Here is a 20464-nt window from a genome sequence, read left to right as displayed (position 1 = left end):
CAGTCTCCTACTGCTCGGGCTGCTCGGGCTGGACCTGTCCGTCGGCCGCCTGGCCGTCCTGGGGCGCCTGGCCGTCCTCGGGCGCCCCGGCGGACGGGGTCACGGTGACCGTCACGGTCGGCCTGGGGGCCGGCTCGGGCTTGTCCGGGAGCACGGTGTCGCGCGGGTCCTTCTCGGGCCCCTGGACGACGACGCCGACGATGTCGAGCTTGGTGAAGCTGACGTACGGCGTGACGTACAGGGTGCGGGTCAGGTCGCCGCCGGAGGGGTCGACGCGGGAGACGACACCGACCGGGACGCCGGGCACGAACGGCTTGTCCGCCTGGGAGCCGAAGGTGACGAGGCGGTCGCCCTTCTTCACCTCGGCCTTGCCGTTGAGCAGTTCGACGCGGAGCGGGCGGTCGCCCTGCCCGGAGGCGAAGCCGAGTTCGTCGCCGGCCTCCATGCGGGTGCCGACGGTGAAGTCGGGGTCGCTGGCGAGCAGCACCGTGGAGGAGTCGGGGCCGACGGTGGTGACCCGGCCGACCAGTCCGTCGCCGTTGAGGACGGTCATGTCGCGCCGGATGCCGTCGTGGGCGCCGACGTCGATGGTGACGGTCCAGGAGAAGCCCTGGGCCGCTCCTATGCCGATGACCTGGGCGCCCTTGATGCCGTACTGGCCCTCCCCCGCCAGCTTGAGCATGCTGTCGAGCTGGGCGAGGCGGCTGCGGCCGCGGTCGTCGCTGCCGAGCTTCGCCTTGAGCGCCGCGTTCTCCTGCTCCAGGGCGGCGAGCCGGTCGTGACGGTCACCGGAGGCGCGGACCGCGGAGATGGCGTTGCCCACCGGGTCGACGGCGGACGACACCCCGTCCTCGATCGGGCCGAAGACGGTGGCCGCGGCCTGCCGGGCACCGTCGACCGGCGAGTCCTCCCCGCCGCGGATGTCCACCGTGATCAGCGCGAACGCGACCGCGATCAGCAGCACCAGGAGCAGCCGGCTCTCTTTCGTGTCCCTCACGTGCGGCGGCCGTGCCTTCCTCGTCGGAATTCGGGAATTCGTCGGTGGTTCTTCAGTATGTGCCGACAACGCGCCGGACCGTCCGCGGCGGTCGTGCCGGATGCCGGCTGTCGTCCTGTGTCGTTGTCTCTATATCAACGATCCGCCGTACGAGAGCAGATCGTCTCGTACGGCGGAATGCAAGCGTCATGTCATCTGCGGGGCTGGGCGTCCAGCACCTGCTGGAGCGCCTCGAACTCCTCGACGCACTTGCCGGAGCCGAGCGCCACGCTGTCCAGCGGGTCCTCGGCGATGTGGATCGGCATTCCGGTCTCCCGGCGCAGCCGCTCGTCGAGGCCGCGCAGCAGCGCCCCGCCGCCGGTCAGGACGATGCCCCGGTCCATGATGTCGCCGGACAGCTCCGGCGGGCACTTGTCCAGGGTCGTCTTGACGGCGTCGACGATCGCGTTGACCGGCTCCTCGATCGCCTTGCGCACTTCGGCGGCGGAGACGACGACGGTCTTGGGCAGCCCGGAGACGAGGTCCCGGCCGCGGATTTCGGTGTGCTCGTCGGTGTCGAGGTCGTACGCCGAACCGATCGTGATCTTGATCTGTTCGGCCGTCCGCTCACCCAGCAGGAGGGAGTACTCCTTCTTGATGTGCTGGATGATCGCGTTGTCCAGTTCGTCGCCCGCTACGCGGATGGACTGGGCGGTGACGATGCCGCCGAGGGAGATGACCGCGACCTCCGTGGTGCCGCCGCCGATGTCGACCACCATGTTGCCCGTGGCCTCGTGGACCGGCAGGCCGGAGCCGATGGCCGCGGCCATGGGCTCCTCGATGATGTGCACCTGGCGGGCGCCGGCCTGGGACGACGCCTCGATGACGGCGCGGCGCTCGACGCCGGTGATGCCCGAGGGCACACAGACGACGACTCGCGGGCGAGCCAGATACCTCCGCTTGTGGATCTTCAGGATGAAGTAGCGGAGCATCCGCTCGGTGATCTCGAAGTCGGCGATCACGCCGTCCTTCAGCGGCCGCACGGCAACGATGTTGCCGGGCGTGCGCCCGATCATCTTCTTCGCTTCGGCGCCGACCGCGAGGATGCCGCCGGTGTTGGTGTTGATGGCGACGACGGACGGCTCGTTGAGTACGATCCCACGACCCCTGACGTACACCAGCGTGTTGGCGGTCCCGAGGTCGACAGCCATGTCACGGCCGATGAACGACATTGAGTTCCCCATCAGGATTCGACTGGCCTTCCCAGGAGCTTTTGAGGGCTTTTCAGGTCGGCGAGGTGGGTGCAGTGACGTGAAGGCTTCCATCGTAGACGCGCTTTCGCGAACACTGCGCGAGGGTCTTCGCCATTGTCAGCAGATGGCGTCCCGCCTCGCTTGTGGAGACGGGCCAACGGAGGCAAACGTTCCCCCGATCGGCACGCACTTGTGACAGGGCGGTCGTTTCCCTGCGACCGCCCTGGTCAGATGGGCCATTTGACTGACGTTACGTCAGAAAAACATATGGGGGGAGATCAGGCGCGGCCCGGGAAGAAAATCTTCACCTCACGCTCGGCGGACTCCTCGGAGTCGGAGGCGTGGATCAGGTTCTCCCGGACGATCACACCGTAGTCCCCGCGGATGGAGCCCGGCGCGGCGGCGATCGGGTCGGTGGGACCGGCCAGGGCACGCACGCCCTCGACGACCCGCTCGCCCTCGACGATCATCGCGACGACGGGGCCGGAGGACATGAACTCCACCAGGGGCTCGTAGAACGGCTTGCCCTTGTGCTCGCCGTAGTGCTGCTCCAGGGTCTCCTGGTCCAGGGTCCGCAGTTCCAGCGCGGTGATCTGCCAGCCGGCCTTGCGCTCGATACGGCTGATGATCTCGCCGGTCAGGCCGCGACGGACGGCGTCGGGCTTGAGCAGGACGAGGGTGCGCTGGGTCACTGCGGGCTCCTTGTGGGTCAGGACGTGCGAAGTGTGACTGAGGTTACCGGGCGTGTCGCGACCCTCGTCACGCAGCGTCAGCCACAGGGGATCACGCCTGCGGCGCGGCCCCCGGTTCCGCCTGCGCCGCGAATCTCGCCTTCGCCTCGTCGATCTTCCTGCCGTAGTGCACGGACGCCCACCACAGGGCGGCGAAGACGACACCGAGGATGAACATCATCGGGACGACGAAGCCGGAGGCGATCAGGGCGATCTGCAGGGCCCAGCCCAGCGCCACGCCGCCGGGGCGGGTCACCGTGCCGCACAGCGCCACGCACAGGAACATCGCGATGCCGCTGACCGTCCACACGGTGCCCATGGACAGGTCGGGCTGCTTCATCGCGACCAGCCCGGCGAAGCCGATCACGAAGAACTCGCCGATCAGGGTCGAAGAACAGAGCGTACGCACGGGATGTCAGCCCCTCCCCAGCAGCAGTCGGGCCTCGCCGACGGTGATGACCGAGCCGGTGACGAGCACCCCGCCGCCCGCGAACTCGCCCTCCTCCTCGGCCAGGGTGATCGCGGCCTCCAGCGCGTCCGGCAACCGCGGCTCGACCTGCACCCGCTCCTCGCCGAACACCTCGACGGCGATCGCGGCCAGCTCGTCGGCGTCCATCGCGCGGTGGCTGGCGTTCTGCGTGACGACGATCTCGGCGAACACCGGTTCGAACGCTTCCAGCAGGCCCCGTACGTCCTTGTCACCGCTCGCGCCGACCACGCCGATCAGGCGGCTGAACTGGAACGCCTCCCCGATCGCCGCGGCGGTGGCCCGCGCCCCGGCCGGGTTGTGCGCGGCGTCCAGCACGACCGTCGGCGACTTGCGGACCACCTCCAGGCGGCCCGGCGAGGCGACGGCGGCGAACGCCTTGCGGACGGTGTCGATGTCCAGCGGCTCCGGACGCTGCGCGCCCACCCCGAAGAACGCCTCGACGGCGGCCAGCGCCACGGCCGCGTTGTGCGCCTGGTGGGCGCCGTGCAGCGGCAGGTAGACCTCGGTGTACTCGCCGCCCAGCCCGCGCAGGGTGAGCAACTGGCCGCCGACGGCGATCCGCCGGGCCACGACGCCGAACTCCAGGCCCTCGCGGGCCACCGTGGCGTTCACGTCGACGGCCTTCTTCAGCAGCACCTGGGCCGCGTCGACCGGCTGCTGGGCGAGGATCACGGTGGCGTCCTGCTTGACGATGCCGGCCTTCTCCGTGGCGATCTCGGCGGTCGTCCCGCCGAGCCGGTCGGTGTGGTCCAGGTCGATCGGGGTGACCACGGCGACGTCCCCGTCGATCACGTTGGTGGCGTCCCAGGAGCCGCCCATCCCGACCTCGACGACGGCCACGTCCACGGGCGCGTCGGCGAAGGCGGCGTACGCCATGCCGGTGAGCACCTCGAAGAACGACAGCCGGTACTCCTGCCGCGCGTCGACCATCTCGACGTACGGCTTGATGTCCTGGTAGGTCTCCACGAACCGCTCCGCCGAGACGGGCGCGCCGTCCAGGCTGATCCGCTCGGTGATGGACTGCACGTGCGGCGAGGTGTACCGCCCGGTGCGCAGCTCGAAGGCGCCGAGCAGGGCCTCGATCATGCGGGCGGTGGAGGTCTTGCCGTTGGTGCCCGTGATGTGGATCGACGGGTACGAGCGCTGGGGGTCGCCCAGGACGTCCATCAGCGCGGCGATACGGCTGACGGAGGGCTCCAGCTTGGTCTCGCCCCAGCGGGTGGCCAGCTCGGCCTCGACCTCGCGCAGCGCCTTGTCGACCTCGGGGTCCTCGGGGCGGGCGGGTACGTCGGCCTCCGGGGGGCCGCCCTGGGTGCGCAGGGTGCGGCTGCCGGCCTCGATGACCGCGAGGTCGGGGTCTCGGGTGGTCTCCGCCTCGATGATCTCGTCGAAGGAGTCGAGGGGGTCTGGCTGGTCGTCGCCGGGGATGTCGCTCACGGGGCCCAGTCTACGGAGCGGGGCCGGCAGAGGTCGGGGTGGCCGGTCGTGACGGGCGGGTGCGGGTGCGTCGCGGTCGCCCGCGCCCACGCGGCGCGGCCGCATCCCGGCCCGGCCCCGCGCCCCTGACGTGCGCGAGGTCCCCGGCGCTCGAAAGCGCCGGGGACCTCGCGATGCGTCCCTATGCCTGAGGCAGGCGCTCCAACTGGGCCTGGAGGCGGGTGATGTCCTCCTCCGCCTTGGCCAGACGCCCCCGGATCTTGTCGACCACCTGGTCCGGAGCCTTGGCCAGGAACGCCTCGTTGCCGAGCTTGGCCGTGGCCTGCGCCTTCTCCTTCTCGGCCGCCGCGAGGTCCTTGGTGAGGCGCTTGCGCTCGGCGGCGACGTCGATGGTGCCGGAGAGGTCGAGGGCGACCTCGGCGCCGGCCACCGGCAGGGTCGCCGTCGCCGAGAAGGCGTCGCCCTCGGGCTGGAGGCGGAGCAACTGGCGGATGGCCGGCTCGTGCGGGGCGAGGGGCGTGCCGTCCAGGGTGAGGCGGGCCGGGACGCGCTGGCCGGGCTGGAGGCCCTGGTCGGCGCGGAAGCGGCGGACCTCGGTGATCACGGACTGGAGGGTCTCGATCTCCCGTTCGGCGGCCGGGTCCCGGAAGCCGGAGTCCGCGGGCCACTGGGCGACGACCACCGACTCGCCGCCGGTGAGCGTGGTCCACAGCTCCTCGGTGACGAAGGGCACGACCGGGTGCAGCAGCCGCAGCGTGACGTCGAGGACCTCGCCCAGGACGCGCTTGCTGACCTCGGCCGCCGGGCCGCCCGCCTGGAAGGTGGTCTTGGACAGCTCCACGTACCAGTCGAAGACCTCGTCCCACGCGAAGTGGTAGAGGGCGTCGGAGAGCTTGGCGAACTGGTAGTCCTCGTAGAACGCGTCGACGTCGGCGACCGTCCGGCCCAGCCGGGAGAGGACCCAGCGGTCGGTCGGGGACATCTCGGCGGCGTCGGGCAGCGGGCCCTCGACCGTGGCGCCGTTCATCAGCGCGAACCGGGTGGCGTTCCAGATCTTGTTGGCGAAGTTCCGGGATGCCTGGACCCAGTCCTCGCCGATGGGCACGTCGGTGCCGGGGTTGGCGCCGCGGGCCAGGGTGAAGCGGACGGCGTCGGAGCCGTATCGGTCCATCCAGTCGAGCGGGTCGACGACGTTGCCGAAGGACTTCGACATCTTCTTGCCGCGCTCGTCGCGGACCAGGCCGGTCAGCGCGATGGTCTTGAACGGGACCTCGCCGTCCATGGCGTACAGGCCGAACATCATCATCCGGGCGACCCAGAAGAAGATGATGTCGTGGCCGGTCAGCAGGACGTCGGTCGGGTAGAACTTGCGCAGGTCGGCGGTGTGCTCCGGCCAGCCGAGGGTGGAGAAGGGCCACAGGCCCGAGGAGAACCAGGTGTCCAGGACGTCGGTCTCCTGGTGCCAGCCCTCGCCGGCGGGCGGCTCCTCGTCGGGGCCGACACAGACGATCTCGCCGTCCGGGCCGTACCAGACGGGGATGCGGTGGCCCCACCACAACTGGCGGGAGATGCACCAGTCGTGCATGTTGTCGACCCAGTCGAAGTACCGCTTCGACATGTCCTCGGGGTGGATGGTGACCCGGCCGTCGCGGACGGCGTCGCCGGCCGCCTTGGCCAGCGGGGCGACCTTGACCCACCACTGCAGGGACAGCCGCGGCTCGACGGTGGTGCCGCAGCGCGAGCAGTGGCCGACGGAGTGGACGTAGGGGCGCTTCTCGGCGACGATCCGGCCCTGCTCGCGCAGCGCGGCGACGATGGTGGAGCGGGCCTCGAAGCGGTCCAGGCCCTCGAAGGGACCGTGGGCGGTGATGACGCCCCGCTCGTCCATGACGGTGATCGACTCCAGGTCGTGGCGCTGGCCGATGGCGAAGTCGTTCGGGTCGTGGGCCGGGGTGACCTTGACCGCGCCGGTGCCGAACTCGGGGTCGACGTGGGCGTCGGCGACGACCGGGATGGTCCGGTCGGTCAGCGGCAGCTTGATCCGCTTGCCGACCAGGTGCCGGTAGCGCTCGTCGTCGGGGTGGACGGCGACGGCGGTGTCGCCGAGCATCGTCTCCGCGCGGGTGGTGGCGACGACGAGGCTGTCCTCGCCCTCGCCGTACCGGATGGAGACCAGCTCGCCGTCGTCCTCCTGGTAGTTCACCTCGATGTCGGAGATGGCGGTCAGACAGCGCGGGCACCAGTTGATGATGCGCTCGGCGCGGTAGATCAGCTCGTCGTCGTAGAGGCGCTTGAAGATCGTGCCGACGGCCCGGGACAGGCCCTCGTCCATGGTGAAGCGCTCCCGGGACCAGTCGACGCCGTCGCCCAGGCGCCGCATCTGGCCGAGGATCTTGCCGCCGTACTCCTCCTTCCACTGCCACACCCGCCGGACGAACTCCTCGCGGCCGAGGTCGTGCCGGGACTTGCCCTCGTCGGCGAGCTGCTGCTCCACCTTGTTCTGGGTGGCGATGCCGGCGTGGTCCATGCCGGGCAGCCACAGCGCCTCGTAGCCCTGCATCCGCTTGCGGCGGGTGAGGGCGTCCATCAGCGTGTGCTGGAAGGCGTGGCCCAGGTGCAGCGAGCCGGTGACGTTGGGCGGCGGGATGACGATGGTGTACGGGGGCTTGTCGCTCTCCGCGTCGGCGGTGAAGTACCCCTTGTCTACCCAGCGCTCGTACAGCTTCCCCTCTACCTCGGCCGGCGTGTACTGGGTCGGCAGTTCGGTGATGGGCGCTGGTTGCGGCTGCTGAGTGTTCTCGGTCACGAGGGTCAGTTTAGGGGTGTCACGACCGAGTCCCGAAACGCGTTTGCTTTGTAACGGTGCGGCCCCCGGTGGCCGGTGTCCGCCATGTCTGCGTCAGGATGGCGGGCAAGTCATGTGCATCCGGAGGGGAACCCAGGAATGAGCTACCACCAGCCGGGCCCGTACGACGGGCAGCCTCAGCAGCCCGGACCGTACGGCCAGCCGGGACCGTACGGCCAGCAGCCGCAGGCCCCTCAGCCCGGCTACGGCCAGCCCCAGCAGACGCCTCCCCCGCAGCCCGGCTACGGCTACCCCCAGCAGACGCCTCCCCCGCAGCCCGGTTACGGCTATCCGCAGCAGCCTCCGCAGGGCGTGCCCCCGCAGCAGCCCCCGTACGGCCAGCAGCCCTACGGGCAGACGCCGTACGGGATGCCGCAGCCGCCGGCTCCGGGCGGCGGGAAGAAGAAGACCGGTCTGATCGTCGGCGCGGTCGCGGTCGTCGCGGCGATCGGGGTGGGCGCGTACTTCGTGCTCGGCGGGAGCGGCGGCGGCGCGGGCGGCGGCCTGGAGGACGACGGCGCGCACAAGCTCACCACGCCGAAGACGGTGCTCGGCGGCGAGTACAACCTGATGTCCGACAGCGGTCTGAGCAGCAGCAGCACCACCGAGGACCTGGAGAAGAGCGGGGTCAAGAACGGCAAGTCCGCGCTGGGCATCTACACGACGATCGACCCGGGCAGCTACGACCCGTCCGACCCCAGCTCGGTGCCGGACGAGTTCTCCACGATCACCTTCGCCGGTGCGTACGGGGACATCGCCGACCCGGAGGCCGCGCTGGACGCGTTCTTCGCCAACTTGCGGAAGTCGGCCTCGGAGGACTCCTCCAGCGGTACGGGCGCCGATCTGGTGGGTGAGCCGGAGAGTGTCGACCTCGACGGCGCGCTGATGAAGTGCCAGGTGGCGAAGGGCGAGAACCCGCAGACCAAGAAGGCGAAGTCCGACTGGTTCTGCGCCTGGGCCGACCACAGCACGATCGCCATGGTCTCCCCGGGCGAGGTCACCGACAGCATCAGCAAGGACGCGGCGGTGGACCTCACCACCAAGATACGCAAGGACGTTCGAGTCAAGGTCTGACCCGCACGGTGACGTACGCGAAGGGGCCCCGGTCGTCGCGACCGGGGCCCCTTCGTCGTCCGTGCGCGGCGGTTACGCCGACTTCTGCTCGCCCGGCCCGCGGCCGCGGGAGTCGCGCGGGATCAGCGTCGGGTTGACGTTGGAGAGGACCACGTCGGCGGTGATGACGACGCGGGCGACGTCCTTGCGGGACGGGACCTCGTACATCACGCCCTGGAGGACCTCCTCCATGATGGCGCGCAGGCCGCGGGCGCCGGTCTGGCGCAGGATCGCCTGGTCGGCGATGGCCTCCAGCGCCTCGCGCTCGAAGTCCAGCTCGACCCCGTCGAGTTCGAACAGGCGCTGGTACTGCTTCACCAGCGCGTTGCGCGGCTCGACGAGGATCTTCAGCAGGGCCTCGCGGTCGAGGTTGTGCACGCTCGTGATCACCGGCAGGCGGCCGATGAACTCGGGGATCATGCCGAACTTGACCAGGTCCTCCGGCATGACCTCCTGGAAGTGGTCCTGGGACTCGCGCTCCCGCTTGGAGCGGATCTGCGCGCCGAAGCCGATGCCCTTGGCGCCGGCGCGGGCCTCGATGATCTTCTCCAGGCCCGCGAACGCACCGCCCACGATGAACAGGACGTTCGTCGTGTCGATCTGGATGAACTCCTGGTGGGGGTGTTTCCGCCCGCCCTGCGGCGGCACCGAGGCGGTGGTGCCCTCCAGGATCTTCAGCAGCGCCTGCTGGACGCCCTCGCCGCTGACGTCCCGGGTGATCGAGGGGTTCTCGCTCTTGCGGGCGACCTTGTCGATCTCGTCGATGTAGATGATGCCGGTCTCGGCCTTCTTGACGTCGTAGTCAGCGGCCTGGATCAGCTTCAGCAGGATGTTCTCGACGTCCTCGCCGACGTAGCCCGCCTCGGTGAGGGCGGTGGCGTCGGCGATCGCGAACGGCACGTTCAGCATGCGGGCCAGGGTCTGGGCCAGCAGGGTCTTGCCGGAGCCGGTGGGGCCCAGCAGCAGGATGTTGGACTTCGCCAGCTCGATGGCGTCGTCACGGCTCTGCGCGCCGCCGTTCTCCCCGGCCTGGACCCGCTTGTAGTGGTTGTAGACCGCGACGGAGAGCGCCTTCTTGGCGGCCTCCTGGCCGACCACGTAGCCCTCGAGGAACTCGTAGATCTCGCGGGGTTTGGGCAGCTCTTCCCAGCGGACCTCGCTGGTCTCGGCCAGTTCCTCTTCGATGATCTCGTTGCAGAGGTCGATGCACTCGTCGCAGATGTAGACACCGGGCCCTGCGATGAGCTTCTTGACCTGCTTCTGGCTCTTGCCGCAGAACGAGCACTTGAGCAGATCGCCGCCGTCACCGATGCGTGCCACGGTGTGCTTCCCCTTCGCCTGGGAGACTCCTGGACGCCGACGTCCAGTGGACTCCTGGTGCTGCCTTATGTCCGACGGTACCTTGCCGGGCCCCCCGTCCGGGCCCCCCTTGGCAGGGTTCGCTTTGACGTGAACCACGCCAAACCATGCCAAGGGGCGGCAGACGATACAGCGTCCTGCCTCAGCGGAGGGAGGAGTTGTCCATCTTCCGGGTGGTGATGATCTGGTCGATCAGGCCGTACTGCAGCGCGTCCTCGGCCGTGAGGATCTTGTCGCGCTCGATGTCCTCGCGGATCTTGTCGATCGTCTGCGTGGAGTGCTTGGCCAGCATCTCCTCGAGCTGCGAGCGCATCCGCAGGATCTCGTTGGCGGCGATCTCCAGGTCGGAGACCTGGCCGCGGCCGGTCTCGCTGTACGGCTGGTGGATCAGCACCCGCGCGTTCGGCAGCGCCATGCGCTTGCCGGGGGTGCCGGCGGCGAGCAGGACGGCGGCGGCGGAGGCCGCCTGGCCCATGCAGACCGTCTGCACGTCGGGCTTCACGTACTGCATCGTGTCGTAGATGGCCGTGAGCGCCGTGAAGGAGCCGCCGGGGCTGTTGATGTAGACCGAGATGTCCCGGTCGGGGTCCATCGACTCCAGGCACAGCAACTGGGCCATGACGTCGTTGGCGGAGGCGTCGTCGATCTGCACGCCGAGGAAGATCACCCGCTCCTCGAAGAGCTTCGCGTACGGGTCGTACTCGCGGATGCCCTGGGAGGTGCGCTCGACGAAGCGCGGGATGACGTAGCGGGACTCGGCCGTGGGGCCGGTGTACTCGGCGCGCGCGCGGTCGTAGAGGCCGCTGCCGGGGAAGTCGTTCACAGTGTCTCCTGGGAAGGGGCTGAGGCGGTCGGCCGGGACTGGCTGGGGCGGTGCTCAGGCCCCGGTGCCGCCGCCGCCCGGCATACCGGCGGCCGTGGCGATGACATCGTCGATGAGGCCGTACTCCTTGGCCTCGAAGGCGTCGAACCAGCGGTCGCGGTCGGAGTCGCGGGTGATCTGCTCGACCGACTGGCCGGTGTGCTGGGAGGTCAGCTCGGCCATGCGCTTCTTGGTGTGCAGCAGCCGCTCGGCGTGGATCTTGATGTCCGACGCGGAACCCGCGAGGCCCGCGGAGGGCTGGTGGATCAGGATCTCGGCGTTCGGCAGGGCGAAGCGCTTGCCCGGGGTGCCGGCGCTGAGCAGGAACTGGCCCATCGAGGCGGCGAGGCCCATGGCGATGGTCACCACGTCGTTCTTGATGTACTGCATGGTGTCGTAGATCGCCATGCCGGCGGTGATCGAACCACCCGGGCTGTTGATGTAGAGGTAGATGTCCTTGTCCGGGTCGGAGGCAAGGAGCAGCAACTGTGCGGTGATCTTGTTGGCGATGTCGTCGTCGACCGGCTGGCCGAGGAAGATGATCCGCTCGCCGAGCAGCCGGTTGTAGACCTGGTCGCCGAGGCCACCACCGATGGAGGGCTCGCCGGCGGCTGAGGGCATCAGATTCGTCACGTATCCACCTGCTCGTCTTACGACGGCGCCGGGCCGTCTCACGTTTCCCTGCGGGGCTGGAGCTCGTATTCGGGGACTCCACTGCCCTCGTATTCATGGACCCTAACGCGCGGGTCCCTTCGGGGAATCCCGCGAAGGGAGGTGTTCGCCGGGGGCGTAGCGCGGGGGCGGAGGGCGGGAGCGGGACGGGCCCCGAGACGCACGCGTCTCGGGGCCCGTCCTGACGTCGGTGCGGGAGCCGGGGGCTCAGCCCTCGGTCTTCTCCTCGGCCGGGGCGTCCTCGGTGGAGTCGGCGGCGGCCTCGGCGGCCTCCGTCTCCTCCTCGTCGTCGCTGAGGTCGACGATCTCGCCGTTGCTGTCCTTGACCGTGGCCTTCTCGACCACGGAGGCCAGGGCCTTGCCGCGGGCGACCTCGCCGACGAGGAGCGGGACCTGGCCCTGCTCGACGACGGCCTGGGCGAACTGGTCGGGGGACATGCCGGAGGAGGCCGCGCGCCGCATGAGGTGCTCGGTCAGCTCCTCCTGGTTGACGTTGAGCTTCTCCTGCTTGACCAGCTCGTCGAGGACGAACTGGGTCTTGATGCCCTTGACCGCGGCCTCACGGGTCTCGGTCTCGAACTCCTCCTCGGTCTTGCCCTGGATCTCCAGGTACTTCGCGAGGTCGAGGCCCATCTGGCCGAGCTGGTGGTGCTCCAGGTTGTGCTTGCGGGTCTTGATCTCGTCCTCGAGCAGCTTCTCGGGGACGGGGACCTCGACCAGCTCCAGCAGCTTGTCCAGGACGCGCTCCTGGGCCTGGGTGGCCTGGTCGTACTGCTTCATGTCGGCCAGCCGCTTGCGGCTGTCGGCCTTCAGCTCGTCGAGGGTGTCGAACTCCGACGCCAACTGGGCGAAGTCGTCGTCCAGCTCGGGCAGCTCGCGCTTGGCGACCTGGGTGACCTTGACGGTGACCTCGGCCTCCTGGCCGGCCGCCGAGCCGCCCTTCAGCTCGGAGGTGAAGGTCGCCTCCTCGCCGGCGGACAGGCCCTTGACCGCGTCGTCGATGCCGTCGAGCAGCTCACCGGAGCCGATGGTGTAGGACACACCGCTGGCGATGCCGTCCTCCAGCACCTCGCCGCCGACCTTGGCCTCCAGGTCGATGGTGACGACGTCGCCGTCCTCGGCGGCGCGCTCCACCGGGGAGGTGGCGGCGAAGCGCTCGCGGAGCTGCTCGACCGACTTCTCCACGTCCTCGTCGGTGACCTCGACGGCGTCGACCTCGACCTCGATGCCGGAGAAGTCCGGGATCTCGATGGTCGGGCGGACGTCGACCTCGGCGGTGAAGTTCAGCGTCTCGCCGTCCTTCAGCTCCGTGATGTCGACCTCGGGCTGGCCCAGCGGGTCCACCTCGGCCTCGTTGACCGCTTCGGTGTAGAACTTCGGGAGGGCGTCGTTGACGGCCTCCTCCAGCACCGCACCGCGGCCGAACCGCTGGTCGATGACGCGGGCCGGGACCTTGCCCTTGCGGAAGCCCTTCACCGTGACCTGCTGGTTGATCTTCTTGTACGCCGCGTCGAGGCTGTCCTTGAGCTCCTCGAAGGGCACCTCGACAGTGAGCCGAACCCGGGTCGGGTTCAGGGTCTCCACGGCGCTCTTCACGGTTCGGTCTCCTTGTGGCTGACTTCTTGGGTTCTGCCGGAGCCAGAGAGGTCCGGCGGATTTCGCCGCCCGGAGGACTTCAGACGATGAGGCATACGGGCGTGCAGCTTGCATAGTAACGGCAGCGGGTACACGGCCCAAAAGGCGATCACCCGAGGTGACCGTGGCTGATCCTGGCTGGTCGGGGTGGCGGGATTTGAACCCACGGCCTTCCGCTCCCAAAGCGGACGCGCTACCAAGCTGCGCCACACCCCGTCTGGTGCGACACGTAGGGTACATGCCGCCGGACCGCGCGGGCGGGGTGTGCGGCGGAGGGGGGCGACCCGCTACGATGCCTTCAGTGCCGCGGCCGTCGCGCCAGGCGCACTGTGCGGGCGTAGCTCAATGGTAGAGCCCCAGTCTTCCAAACTGGCTACGCGGGTTCGATTCCCGTCGCCCGCTCCGTTAGGTCCTCGGGCCCGGTATCCGCTTCGGCGGTGCCGGGCCCGAGGCGTTGTCAGAAGCTGATCGAGTTGATCGTCTCCGCTATGGAGTCCAGGAAGCGGTTGATCGACGGGGCCATGCCCGTCGAGGCGAGGAAGAAGCCGAAGAGGACCGCGACGACCGCGGGGCCGGCCTTGAGGGACCCCCCGCGCATGAGCACCACCAGGATGATCGCCAACAGCAGCACCACTGACAGTGAAATGGCCACAACTGATCACACCCCAGATCGGTCCGCTCTCCCGGCCCGGAGACGCGATGCCGCGCGCCTCCGCCAGAACCATCGTGCCACCAACCGGCCCGCCCCATGCGGCACGTGACGCATCGTTCACTCCGGGTCCGCCGGGCCACGGGTGAGCGCAGGCGCGTGGACGGGCGGCCGGGACCGCACCCGGACGGGCGCGCGGGGGTTCAACCCCGGTCCTCCGCACAGTAATTCGAAGGGTTACTCGGGCAGGTAATTCGACCGGTTCGTTTCCCTACCCACACAACGCGTCCGCAGGTATTTCGCATTGTCGCCGCGGGCACCTCAACAGGCCGGGGATCGCTGGCCTTATGCCCGGTTTAGTCACGAAGAATCCTGACAAGGCGGGTGAAGAGGAGAGGTGTGTCGGGTAGTCGGCGGCGCGCGGACCGCTGATATGTGTGGCTGCTCACGAACCCTTATTCAGGGGTTTTACGAATTCGCACGGGCGACGCTAGGGTGCCTCAAATGTTCCACGCCTTCGTGAAGCAGCGCGACGCGTTCTTCGACAACGCCAAGTACCTGGCGATCGTGCTCGTGGCCATGGGCCACTCCTGGGAGCCGCTCAAGGGTGACAGCCGCGTCCTGGAGGGCCTGTACACCGTCGTGTACGCCTTCCACATGCCGGCGTTCATCATCATCTCCGGTTACTTCTCGCGCGGCTTCGACATGCGCCCGGACAAGCTGCGGCGGCTGATCACCGGGGTGGCCGTGCCGTACCTCGTCTTCGAGACCGCGTATCCGCTGTTCAAGCGGTTCGTCGACGGTGACCCGCAGCAGGAGATCAGTCTGCTGGACCCCTGGTATCTGACGTGGTTCCTGGTCGCGTTGTTCGTCTGGCGGCTGACCACGCCGGTCTGGAAGCTGGTCCGGCATCCGCTGCCGCTGGCGCTCGGGATCGCCATGCTGGCCTCGGCGTCGCCGGAGATCGGGGACGACCTGGACCTCCAGCGGGTGCTGCAGTTCCTGCCGTTCTTCGTGCTGGGGCTCGCCCTGAGGGCCGAGCACTTCCACCTCGTACGGCGGCGTTCGGTGCGGATCGCGTCGGTGCCGGTGTTCGCGGCGGCGCTCGCGGTCGGCTGGTGGGCGGTGCCGCGGATGAACACCGCGTGGTTCTACCGCCGGGACGCGGCGCAGGAGCTGGGGGCGCCGTGGTGGGCGGGGCCGGTGATGACGCTGGCGCTGTTCGGGTGCTCGCTGCTGCTGACCGCCTGCTTCTTCGCCTGGGTGCCGCGCCGGCGGATGTGGTTCACGGCGCTCGGCGCGGGGACGCTGTACGGCTATCTGCTGCACGGCTTCCTGATCAAGGGCGGCGACTACCTCGGCTGGTTCGACCCCCGCGCGCTGCACACGCCGCTCGGCGGGGTCCTCGTGACCGTCCTCGCGGCGGCGGCCGTGACGCTGCTGTGCACGCCGCCCGTGCGGCGGGCGTTCCGGTGTGTCATGGAGCCCCGGATGGCGTGGGCGTTCAGGCTGGACGCGGGGGAACTGGCGCGGGAGCGGGAGCGCGAGCAGGAGCGCGGGGAGCGGCGGGAGAGCCGGGAGAGCCGGGAGAAGGTCTCCGCCTAGTCCCGCCGGCCCGGCCGGGCCGGTGCCGGCAGGCCCAGGAGGGTCCGCATCCGGGTGTACTTCCCGGTCAGGCGGGTGCGGGTCGGCGCGTCGAGGGCGGCGAGGCGGGCCGGGTCGGCGTTGTGCGCCAGGTCCGCCTCCTTCACCAGCAGCGCGCCCGGCGTGGCGAGTATCCGTCCGGCGTACGCCTCCGGGGGCTCGCCCGGCCGCTTGGTGACCGCCCGGACGATGTCCTTGGTACGGCGGCTCAGCGGGGCGTCCCGCAGCCAGTGCGGCGGGAGGGCGTCGTCCTCGACGGCGTCGTGCAGCCAGGCCGCGGCGATCTGGTCCGCGTCGCCGCCCCGTGCCCGTACGCCCTCGGCGACGGCCCGCAGATGCTCGGCGTAGGGGCGGCCCGCCTTGTCGGTCTGCCCCTCGTGGGCGGCGCGGGCGATGGCCTCCACCTCGGCGAGGCCGAGCGACGGAGAGGACGGTGAGGGCGGCGCGGGCTGCGAGGACGGCGAGGTCGGCGCGGGCTGCGAGGTCGGCGAGGACGGCGAGGACGGCGAAGGGGACCCGGGGCCGGCGGCGGGTGAGGCGCTCATGCCGTCAGTGTGGCAAGCCGCGCCGGGGCAGGAACAGGGCCGTGCGGGGCGGGACAGGGCGAGGCCGTCAGCCGGTACGGCCCGTCCCCGCCCCCTGGTTCAGGACGCGTTCGCGGCCAGGGCCTGGGCCGTGGTCGGGCCCTCCCGGCAGATGAGGAGCAGCGCCCGGTCGTCGTTGACGTCCTTCGCCACCGCCTCGATCAGATGCCAGGCGGCGCCGTGGAAGCCGCCGGCGACATAGCGGTCGGCCTCGCCGGTGAGGCGGTCTATGCCCTCCACGATGTCGCGTTCCGCGGTCTCCACCAACCCGTCCGTGAACAGCATCAACACGTCCCCGGGCCGGAGCGAGCCCTTCACGGGGTCGAACTGGGCGCCGTCGTACACACCGAGCAGCGGCCCCTCGGCGGCCTTCTCCTCCCAGCGGCCGGTGCCCGCGCTGAGCTGGAGGCCCGGCGGGTGGCCGGCGGAGTACAGCTCGTAGTCGCCGGAGTCCAGGTCGAGGACGAGGTGGATGGAGGTGGCGAAGCCCTCCTCCCAGTCCTGGCGGAGCAGATAGCCGTTGGCGGCGGGCAGGAAGGCGTGCGGGGGCAGGCTGCCCAGCAGGCCACCGAAGGCACCGGAGAGCAGCAGGGCGCGCGAGCCCGCGTCCATGCCCTTGCCGGAGACGTCGGTGAGGACGACCTCCAGGGTCCGCCCGCCGCCGGTGCGGGCCGCGACCACGAAGTCGCCCGAGAAGGACTGGCCGCCCGCCGGGCGCAGGGCCATCTCCCGGTGCCAGCCCGGCGGCAGCTTCGGCAGCTTGCTCTGCACGCGGATGCGTTCGCGCAGGTCGAACAGCATGGTGTGGCCGCGCCGCCAGGGCACGCCGACCCGGCTGCGGAACTGCGCGAGCAGCAGCCCGAAGAAGCCGCAGGCGGCGACGACCAGGACGACGCCCGGGGTGACCCGGGAGGGGCCCTCGTCGTACGGGCCGAGCCGCACCGACTCCACGATGAGTGCCGTGGCGGCGGCCGCGTACAGGCCGAGCAGGCTGGCCGGGCGCAGTACCAGGCCGCCGACGACGACGGGCAGGACCAGCGCGGCCGGTGAGCACCACACGGAGTTGACCATGGTGGTGGCCGCGATGACCGGGATGGTCAGCAGCAGGCCGGCCAGGGCGATCCAGTCCGAGCCGTCGCCGCGGAAGTAGTCGACGGCGGATCTGCGCAGGCCGACGCGGGCCCGGTGCCACTGCTTGCGCAACCGGGCCGTGAACGTGTCGGCTTCCGCGCGCCGCTGTCGTCCTGCTGCCATCAGTTCGGGACCCTATCCATCGGAGCGGCCGCTTGGCACGGGAGGTCCCACTTGTCCCCCGTCCGAGGCCCCGCTCGGCCGTGGGCCTTCCGTGCGGTCACCGCGCGCTTCACCGCGCGGTCCCCCGTGCGACTCACTGTGAACTCACAGTGAACTTCACGGAAGACCGTCGCACGGCCGGCCGGAAGAAATTCCCTCGCCCGTCCTCCGGTGCCCTGGTAGGCATGCCCCATGGGCACTGACAGCGCCGCGGGGAGCGGCCCGACGACCGGCCTGCGCGCATTGCGACGGGACGAATGGGACAAGTGGTACGACACTCTGATCCGCGCCTTCGGCGGGGTCCCGGAGCCGGCCGAGGAGCGGGAGCTGTACAACTCCCTGACGGAGGTGGACCGTTCGATCGGCGTCTGGGACGGCGACGCCTGCGTGGGCACGGCGGGGTCGTTCAGCTTCCGGATGACCGTGCCGGGCGGCGCGGAGGTCCCGGCCGCGGGCGTGACCATGGTCAGCGTCGCCGCCACGCACCGGCGGCGGGGCGTCCTGACGTCGATGATGCGGCGGCAACTGGACGACGTGCGTTCGCTGGGCGAGCCGCTGGCGGTGCTGACGGCGTCGGAGCCGGCGATCTACGGCCGGTTCGGCTACGGCGCGGCGACCTTCCAGGTGAACGCCGAGATCGACACCACCCGGGTCCGGCTGTCCGTCCCGCCGGGGACGGATGACGTACGACTGCGGTACGCGGTGCCCGCGGAGGTCCTCGACGCGTGCGAGGAGGTCTACGCCCGGTCGGTGCCGGGGCGGCCGGGGATGCTGGCCCGGCTGCCGGGCTGGGAGCGGGTGGGGCTGCTGGACCCGGAGAGCGGCCGGGACGGGGCGTCGCCGCTGCAGTGCGTGGTCGCCTCGCGGGACGACGGGCGGATCACCGGGTACGCGCGGTTCCGGGTCCGGCCGGCCTGGGGGCTCGAAGGCGCCGACGGCACGGTGGTACTGGCCGATCTGGAGGCGCTGGACGCGGCGACGCGGGCGGCGCTGTGGCGGTTCCTGTTCGACATCGACCTGACGACGTCGGTGGCGGCGCGGGGGCGGCCGGTCGACGAGGCGTGGCAGTACCAGGTCTCCGACATCCGGCGGTGCCGGCTGCGCCTGCGGGACTCGCTGTACGTGCGGCCGGTGGAGGTGGGGGCGGCGCTGGAAGCGCGCACGTACCAGGCGCCGGTGGACGTGGTGTTCGAGGTCGAGGACGCCTTCTGCCCCTGGAACGCGGGGCGTTGGCGGCTGTCCGGCGACGCGAAGGGCGCGAGCTGCGCCCGGACCACGGACGCGGCGGACCTCGCCCTGACCGTGCGGGAGCTGGGCGCGGCCTACCTCGGCGGCGTACCGCTGACCGCGCTCGCCGCGGCCGGCCGGATACGGGAGCTGCGCCCCGGGGCGCTGGCGGAGGCTTCCGCGGCCTTCGGCTCCGACGTGGCCCCCTGGCTGCCGCACAGCTTCTGAGGCGGGCGGTGCCCGGTCAGCGGGACTGGCAGGCGGGGCACCAGAAGAGGTTGCGGCCGGCGAGTTCCGCGGTGCGGACCTCGGTGGCGCAGACGTGGCACGGGCGGTCCGCCCGCCGGTAGACGTAGACCTCGCCGCCGTGGTCGTCGACCCGGGGCGGGCGGCCCATCGCCTCGGGGGTGTGCTCGGGGCGGACGGTGTCGATGCGGTTGGCGCGGACGCCCTCGCGCATCAGCGCGACCAGGTCGTGCCAGATCGCGTCCCACTCGGCGCGGGCGAGGTCCCGGCCGGGGCGGTAGGGGTCGACGCCGTGCCGGAAGAGGACCTCGGCGCGGTAGACGTTGCCGACGCCGGCCACCACCTTCTGGTCCATGAGCAGCGCCGCGATCGTCGTGCGGCTGCGGGAGACGCGGGACCAGGCGGTGTCCGGGTCGGCGTCCGGGCGGAGCGGGTCGGGGCCGAGGCGGTCGTGTATCGCCCGCTTCTCGCCGGGGGTGATCAGGGCGCAGGTGGTGGGGCCGCGCAGATCGACGTAGGCCCTGGTGTCGGCCAGGCGGAGGCGGACGGTGTCCGTGGGCGGGGGCGCGGGGGCCGGGCCGAAGACGACCTTGCCGAACAGGCCGAGGTGGATGTGGACCCAGTCCGCGTCGCGGAAGCCGAGGAAGAGGTGCTTGCCGTGGGCCTCGGTGCGGGTCAGTTCCGCGCCGTCCAGCAGGGCGGCGGCGTCGGAGAACTTGCCCTGGGGGCTGGTCACGCGGACCGGGCCGCCGGTGAAGGCGGCGTAGTCCTGGGCCAGCCGGTGGATGGTGTGCCCCTCTGGCACCTGGCGTCGTCCTTTCCGTCGCGCCCGCCCCGCCCGTCCGGACCGGGCCGGAGGGGCGGGACGCGGCGCGGGCCGGTCACTGCTGGGGGTGGTGCGCGGGGATCGGCGGGAGGTCCCCGGTGCTCTCGTACCCGGCGAGCATGTCGATGCGGCGGATGTGCCGCTCGTCACCGGAGAACGGGGTGGCGAGGAAGATCTCGACGAACTTCGTCGCCTCCTCCTGGCTGTGCATGCGGGCGCCGACCGCGACGACGTTGGCGTCGTTGTGCTGCCGGCCGAGCGCGGCGGTCTCCTCGCTCCAGGCGAGGGCCGCGCGGACGCCCCTGACCTTGTTGGCCGCGATCTGCTCGCCGTTGCCGGAGCCGCCGATCACGATGCCGAGGGCGCCCTCGTCGGCGGCGGTCCGCTCGGCGGCGCGCAGGCAGAAGGGCGGGTAGTCGTCCTGGGCGTCGTAGATGTGCGGACCGCAGTCGACGGGCTCATGGCCCGCGGCCGTCAGCCACTCGACGAGGTGGTTCTTGAGTTCGTAGCCCGCATGGTCGGAGCCGAGATACACGCGCATGCGTCGAGTGTGACACGCGGGCCGCTGGGAAGCTGTGTCGGGTGTCGGTCCGGAAAAAGTGAGCAGCACCACAGATGTTCA

General features: G+C 70.6%; 18 protein-coding genes and 2 tRNA genes. 4 read left to right on the top strand and 16 right to left on the bottom strand.

Annotation, left to right across the window (positions count from 1 at the left end; genetic code table 11):
- Positions 1-7: 7 nt before the first annotated feature.
- The 6 genes from mreC to ACFY32_RS00785 all read right to left on the bottom strand — a co-directional run bounded on the left by mreC (position 8) and on the right by ACFY32_RS00785 (position 7693).
- Positions 8-997 (bottom strand): rod shape-determining protein MreC, encoded by a 990-nt coding sequence (mreC, locus tag ACFY32_RS00810; protein ID WP_390673076.1) that lies wholly within the window; start codon positions 995-997, stop codon positions 8-10.
- Between the two features lie 191 nt (positions 998-1188).
- The gene (locus tag ACFY32_RS00805; protein ID WP_030569938.1) at positions 1189-2208 is read right to left on the bottom strand and encodes a rod shape-determining protein; all 1020 of its coding nucleotides are present in this window, start codon (positions 2206-2208) and stop codon (positions 1189-1191) included.
- Positions 2209-2507: 299 nt separating this feature from the next.
- Positions 2508-2921 (bottom strand): nucleoside-diphosphate kinase, encoded by a 414-nt coding sequence (gene ndk / locus ACFY32_RS00800; RefSeq protein WP_359191828.1) that lies wholly within the window; start codon positions 2919-2921, stop codon positions 2508-2510.
- 91 nt (positions 2922-3012) lie between these two features.
- Positions 3013-3369 (bottom strand): DUF4233 domain-containing protein, encoded by a 357-nt coding sequence (locus ACFY32_RS00795; RefSeq protein ID WP_359191831.1) that lies wholly within the window; start codon positions 3367-3369, stop codon positions 3013-3015.
- A gap of 6 nt (positions 3370-3375) precedes the next feature.
- A complete protein-coding gene (locus ACFY32_RS00790) occupies positions 3376-4887 on the bottom strand; it encodes a folylpolyglutamate synthase/dihydrofolate synthase family protein (RefSeq protein WP_359191834.1) in 1512 nt (503 codons plus the stop codon).
- Positions 4888-5068: 181 nt separating this feature from the next.
- Positions 5069-7693: a valine--tRNA ligase gene (locus ACFY32_RS00785; RefSeq protein ID WP_359191837.1), complete on the bottom strand. Its 2625-nt coding sequence runs from the start codon at positions 7691-7693 to the stop codon at positions 5069-5071.
- 138 nt (positions 7694-7831) lie between these two features.
- Between ACFY32_RS00785 and ACFY32_RS00780 the strand changes: the two genes are divergently transcribed.
- A complete protein-coding gene (locus ACFY32_RS00780) occupies positions 7832-8806 on the top strand; it encodes a hypothetical protein (protein WP_390673075.1) in 975 nt (324 codons plus the stop codon).
- Positions 8807-8878: 72 nt separating this feature from the next.
- Here the strand turns inward: ACFY32_RS00780 and clpX are convergent, their stop codons facing one another.
- The 5 genes from clpX to ACFY32_RS00755 form a co-directional block, all read right to left on the bottom strand.
- Entirely contained in the window at positions 8879-10165 is a 1287-nt protein-coding gene (gene clpX, locus ACFY32_RS00775) for an ATP-dependent Clp protease ATP-binding subunit ClpX (protein WP_359191843.1), read from the bottom strand.
- A 181-nt stretch (positions 10166-10346) separates the two neighbouring features.
- Positions 10347-11027, bottom strand: coding sequence for an ATP-dependent Clp protease proteolytic subunit (locus ACFY32_RS00770; RefSeq protein ID WP_190202318.1), 681 nt, complete (start codon positions 11025-11027; stop codon positions 10347-10349).
- 54 nt (positions 11028-11081) lie between these two features.
- Positions 11082-11687, bottom strand: a complete 606-nt coding sequence (locus ACFY32_RS00765; protein WP_359191959.1) for an ATP-dependent Clp protease proteolytic subunit — start codon at positions 11685-11687, stop codon at positions 11082-11084.
- A 258-nt stretch (positions 11688-11945) separates the two neighbouring features.
- The gene (gene tig / locus ACFY32_RS00760) at positions 11946-13334 is read right to left on the bottom strand and encodes a trigger factor (protein ID WP_359191847.1); all 1389 of its coding nucleotides are present in this window, start codon (positions 13332-13334) and stop codon (positions 11946-11948) included.
- A 178-nt stretch (positions 13335-13512) separates the two neighbouring features.
- Positions 13513-13589: transfer RNA gene (locus ACFY32_RS00755), tRNA-Pro, on the bottom strand.
- 115 nt (positions 13590-13704) lie between these two features.
- On the opposite strand from ACFY32_RS00755, the gene ACFY32_RS00750 reads away from it, so the two are divergent.
- Positions 13705-13775, top strand: a tRNA-Gly gene (locus ACFY32_RS00750).
- A gap of 55 nt (positions 13776-13830) precedes the next feature.
- Here the strand turns inward: ACFY32_RS00750 and ACFY32_RS00745 are convergent.
- Positions 13831-14025, bottom strand: a complete 195-nt coding sequence (locus ACFY32_RS00745) for a hypothetical protein (RefSeq protein WP_359191885.1) — start codon at positions 14023-14025, stop codon at positions 13831-13833.
- Between the two features lie 501 nt (positions 14026-14526).
- On the opposite strand from ACFY32_RS00745, the gene ACFY32_RS00740 reads away from it, so the two are divergent.
- Entirely contained in the window at positions 14527-15627 is a 1101-nt protein-coding gene (locus tag ACFY32_RS00740; protein WP_390673074.1) for an acyltransferase family protein, read from the top strand.
- On the opposite strand, the gene ACFY32_RS00735 is transcribed toward ACFY32_RS00740, so the two are convergent.
- Positions 15624-16070, bottom strand: coding sequence for an HD domain-containing protein (locus tag ACFY32_RS00735; RefSeq protein ID WP_390673228.1), 447 nt, complete (start codon positions 16068-16070; stop codon positions 15624-15626). The genes ACFY32_RS00740 and ACFY32_RS00735 overlap by 4 nt on opposite strands.
- Before the next feature lie 240 nt (positions 16071-16310).
- Positions 16311-17504, bottom strand: a complete 1194-nt coding sequence (locus ACFY32_RS00730; protein WP_390673073.1) for a PP2C family protein-serine/threonine phosphatase — start codon at positions 17502-17504, stop codon at positions 16311-16313.
- A gap of 231 nt (positions 17505-17735) precedes the next feature.
- Here ACFY32_RS00730 and ACFY32_RS00725 point away from each other — a divergent pair, with 231 nt between their 5' ends.
- Complete coding sequence (locus ACFY32_RS00725) at positions 17736-18998, top strand: GNAT family N-acetyltransferase (RefSeq protein ID WP_359191897.1); 1263 nt, start codon at positions 17736-17738, stop codon at positions 18996-18998.
- Between the two features lie 16 nt (positions 18999-19014).
- Here ACFY32_RS00725 and ACFY32_RS00720 read toward each other — a convergent pair whose 3' ends face one another.
- Positions 19015-19821 carry an Fpg/Nei family DNA glycosylase gene (locus ACFY32_RS00720; protein WP_390673072.1) on the bottom strand — a complete coding sequence of 269 codons (807 nt, stop codon included), beginning with the start codon at positions 19819-19821 and terminating at the stop codon, positions 19015-19017.
- A gap of 76 nt (positions 19822-19897) precedes the next feature.
- A complete protein-coding gene (locus ACFY32_RS00715; protein ID WP_359191902.1) occupies positions 19898-20383 on the bottom strand; it encodes a ribose-5-phosphate isomerase in 486 nt (161 codons plus the stop codon).
- Positions 20384-20464 lie beyond the last annotated feature (81 nt).

The organism is Streptomyces sp. NPDC000134 (assembly GCF_042899225.1).
Lineage (GTDB): Bacteria > Actinomycetota > Actinomycetes > Streptomycetales > Streptomycetaceae > Streptomyces.
The sequence above is the reverse complement of the archived record's forward strand: the minus strand, read 5'-3'. Positions and strand labels throughout refer to the sequence as shown.

Excerpts from the sequence above, each read along its gene's own strand:
- ACFY32_RS00805 (WP_030569938.1), bottom strand. The coding sequence starts at position 2,208 with ATGTCGTTCATCGGCCGTGACATGGCTGTCGACCTCGGGACCGCCAAC.
- ACFY32_RS00780 (WP_390673075.1), top strand. The coding sequence starts at position 7,832 with ATGAGCTACCACCAGCCGGGCCCGTACGACGGGCAGCCTCAGCAGCCC.
- ACFY32_RS00765 (WP_359191959.1), bottom strand. The coding sequence starts at position 11,687 with ATGCCCTCAGCCGCCGGCGAGCCCTCCATCGGTGGTGGCCTCGGCGAC.
- ACFY32_RS00740 (WP_390673074.1), top strand. The coding sequence starts at position 14,527 with ATGTTCCACGCCTTCGTGAAGCAGCGCGACGCGTTCTTCGACAACGCC.
- ACFY32_RS00730 (WP_390673073.1), bottom strand. The coding sequence starts at position 17,504 with ATGGCAGCAGGACGACAGCGGCGCGCGGAAGCCGACACGTTCACGGCC.
- ACFY32_RS00725 (WP_359191897.1), top strand. The coding sequence starts at position 17,736 with ATGGGCACTGACAGCGCCGCGGGGAGCGGCCCGACGACCGGCCTGCGC.
- ACFY32_RS00715 (WP_359191902.1), bottom strand. The coding sequence starts at position 20,383 with ATGCGCGTGTATCTCGGCTCCGACCATGCGGGCTACGAACTCAAGAAC.